A 3,738-nucleotide genomic window follows, 5' to 3' on the forward strand; every position below is an offset into this window, starting at 1 on the left:
AGCGGATTGCAGTATATTGAACAACATCTAAAACAGCAATCTCTCCACAACAAGGTTACTTTAAAACAAAGTGCAGCTAACCAGTTTGATGGCATTGAACCCAATGCTTATGACTTAGTAATCATTAATTCAGTAATTCAGTATTTCCCTTCTTTAGATTACTTGTTGTCAGTAATTGAAGGGGCGATCAAAACTGTCAATAATCAGGGAAAAATCTTTATTGGCGATGTCCGAAATCTGCATTTACTAGAGGCTTTTCACACCGCAGCCGAATTTTATCGCGCCCCTGATGACTTATCAATTCGGGACTTGCGCCAACAAATTCAAAAAAGCATCCGCACCGAAGAAGAATTACTGATTGATCCTGATTTCTTTATCGCCCTTAAACAAAAATTTCCCCGGATCAGTCATGTGAAAATTCAATTAAAACGGGGTTACAGTCATACAGAAATGAGTCGTTTTCGTTATGATGTTGTTTTGTATTTAGATCAAACAAAAACTCCCGTTGTAGAACCTCAATGTTTAGATTGGCAAGAACAGGAATTAAATCTAGAAACAATCGAGAGAATTTTAAAAACAGAGCAACCAGATGTATTCAGCATTAAAGATATTCCCAATGCTAGGCTAACTTCAGAAATGGTGTTGTTAGAAAAAATTGCTCAGATATATGGTAATGTTTCCGATTTAAAGACTGTAATTGACCAAATTAAACCAGGCTTAGAACTGGAAGAATTTCTAGCTTTAACGCGAGATTTACCCTACACGCCTTTTATTCAATATAGTGCCACCAGTTTTGCCTATTATGATGTTATTTTCCAAAAGAATATTCCTGGAAAAGAGCAAATACCAAGATTTAACCAAAGTAAAAATTGGCGATTGAAACCTTGGCAACATTACGCCAATCAACCGTTACAATATCGCACCAATCAAGTTGAGCCAGAATTACTAGAAGAATGGCGAGATTTTCTAGGAACAAATCTCCCTGACTATATGATTCCTAGTCATTTTGTTGTTTTAGAAAAACTACCACTCACACCAAATGGCAAAGTAGATCGTAAAGCGTTACCCGCACCAGGTAAAACAGTCGTAGCTACAGACATTGAATTACCTGTAACAGAAACAGAAAAATTACTGGCTCAACTATGGGTAAAACTGCTGAAATATGAAGTCATAGCCCGACAAGATAATTTCTTTAACTTAGGCGGACATTCATTACTGGCTACCCAACTGAGCTATCGCATCCGCGACACTTTCAATATAGAACTGCCACTGCGTCAAGTCTTTGAGACTCCCAACCTGATTGACTTGGCAAATTATATAGACAGCTGCCTCTGGCTGAACTCTGCCACAGCAGATATAGAAGCTTTAAATTCAGACGAAGAGGAAATCGAACTATGACTATGACACAAAATCAGCAAGTAGTTTCTTTAATGCTTCGTTTGCAGAATCTGGGCTGTCGAATTTGGGCTGAAGATGATAAGTTACGGATTCGTACTAGCAAAAATGCCCTGACGGCGGAACTCAAGCAGGAAATTCAAAACCACAAAGCCGAGATTCTCAGCTTCTTGAAAGCTGCTAAAACGCAAGTTGTTTCAACAGCAGAAATTCCGGTTTTAAGTCCCGACTCTCCCAAACTGCTTTCCTTTGCTCAACAACGCCTCTGGCTATTGGCGCAACTCCAAGGATCATCAGCAGCTTACAATATGCCGATCGCTCTCCAATTAAACGGCAAACTAGATATTGATGCCCTGCGCTCTAGTCTGGCTTATCTGCTCAATCGCCATGAGAGTCTGAGGATGTATTTTCCTACGGTGGCAGGAGAACCCCAAATTGCCATCCTCGATTTAGACGAAATCACAGTTTTAACAGTACAAGATTGCCGGAAATTAGGGACTGGGGACTTAGATTCCCCATGCTCCATGCCCAATGCCCCATGCCCAAATATTCAAAATTTAATCGACGCTCATGCACAAGAACCCTTTGATTTAAATACTGGCACTTTATTTAAAGCCAAACTGTTGCAGCTGCAAGAGCAAAAATCTGTCTTGGCGATCAATATGCACCACATTATCAGTGATGGTTGGTCAATGGGTGTATTTGTGCGGGAGTTACGGCAAGCTTATACTGCTTATTCTCAAGGTCAGACCCCAAATCTTGCGCCTTTGTCGATTCAATACAGTGATTATGCAACTTGGCAACGCAACTGGTTACAAGGAGAGGTATTAGAAAAGCAGATTAATTACTGGAAACATCAACTAGCTGATGCTTCCCCGTTACTGGAATTACCTACTGATTATCCCCGTCCAGCACAGCAAAGTTACAGAGGCGATCGCTATGTCTATTCTCTCTCTCCAGAATTAACTGCGGCTGTGAACGCTTTTAGCCAACAACAAGGCGTGAGTCTATACATGACTTTGTTGGCTACGTTGAGTATCTTACTATCTCGTTACAGTCGGCAGGAAGACTTATGTATTGGTTCTCCCATTGCTAACCGCACCCATAGCCAAACTGAAGGGTTAATTGGCTTTTTTGTCAATACTTTGGTAATGCGTCAGCAAGTCAAACCAGAGCAAAATTTTATTGAGTTATTGCAACAAACTCGCCAAATCTGTTTAGATGCTTATGCTCATCAAGACGTTCCCTTTGAGGTGCTAGTAGAAAAGTTAAGACCAGAACGCAGTATGAGCTATAACCCATTATTCCAGGTAATGTTGGCTCTAGAAAATAATCAAAGTCCAGATTTTGATTTCTCAGGGTTAGACATTGAATGGCTCGGAGTCAAGGGTGCGATCGCCAAGTTCGACTTAACTCTGTTGGTAACTGAATCTGACAACCAGTTAAACTGCACTTGGGAATACGCTACAGACCTGTTTGCCAGGGCTACTATCCAACGGATGGCGGAACAGTTTGTAGTGCTGCTCAAGGGCATTATTGATCATCCGCACCAATCAATTCATACTTTGCCTTTGATGACAGCAGCAGAATTGCTACAACTGCAACGCTGGAATCAAACTCAAACTGATTATCCTCAAGATAAAACTTTAGTTGACTTATTTGAACAACAGGTTGAAAAAAATCCTGATCATACTGCTGTAGTTTTTGCAGCCCAAAGCCTGACTTATCAACAACTAAATCAAAAAGCTAACCAACTAGCTCATTATTTAATTCAAAATTACCAAATTCAGCCAGATACATTAATTGGTATTAGTGTTGAACGCTCCTTAGAAATGATTATTGGGTTACTGGGTATCCTCAAAGCCGGCGCGGCTTATGTACCGATTGACCCTAATTATCCCCCAGAAAGAATTCAATTCATGTTAGAAGATTCTGGGATATCTATATTGTTAAGTCAAAGCTTCTTATTAAATCAATTACCTATCAATGAACTGGCCAACTCACTGCCAGTAATTGATTTAGATGCCGAAGATTTTGCTGAAGCATCAACAGCAAATCCCACTCCTCAAAGTAAGCCTGAGAATTTAGCTTATGTTATCTACACCTCTGGTTCTACTGGCAAACCAAAGGGTGTAATGATTGAGCATCGTGGACTGCTAAATCTCACTTTGACAGTTGCTGAGGTGTTGCAAATTCAACCCCAAAGCCGTGTGCTGCAATTTGCCTCTTTCAGCTTTGATGCTTCCATTTGGGAAATAGCACCCACCTTGAGTGCAGGTGCTTGTCTATACCTAGCGCAAAAGGAAACCTTATTACCTGGCGTAGACTTAGTGAGCTTTTTAG

2 protein-coding genes are annotated in these 3,738 nt (G+C 40.5%); both read left to right on the plus strand.

Translation table 11 applies throughout. The features are described from left to right. Positions 1 to 1,398: phosphopantetheine-binding protein (locus CV014_RS29230; protein ID WP_236145209.1), on the plus strand; the 1,398-nt coding region annotated here is incomplete at its 5' end. Then, the coding region (locus tag CV014_RS29235) for a non-ribosomal peptide synthetase (protein ID WP_236145210.1) at positions 1,395 to 3,738 on the plus strand (2,344 nt) is incomplete at its 3' end. The genes CV014_RS29230 and CV014_RS29235, both read left to right, overlap by 4 nt.

Source organism: Nostoc sp. CMAA1605 (assembly GCF_021596505.1).
Classification (GTDB): Bacteria; Cyanobacteriota; Cyanobacteriia; order Cyanobacteriales; family Nostocaceae; genus Trichormus.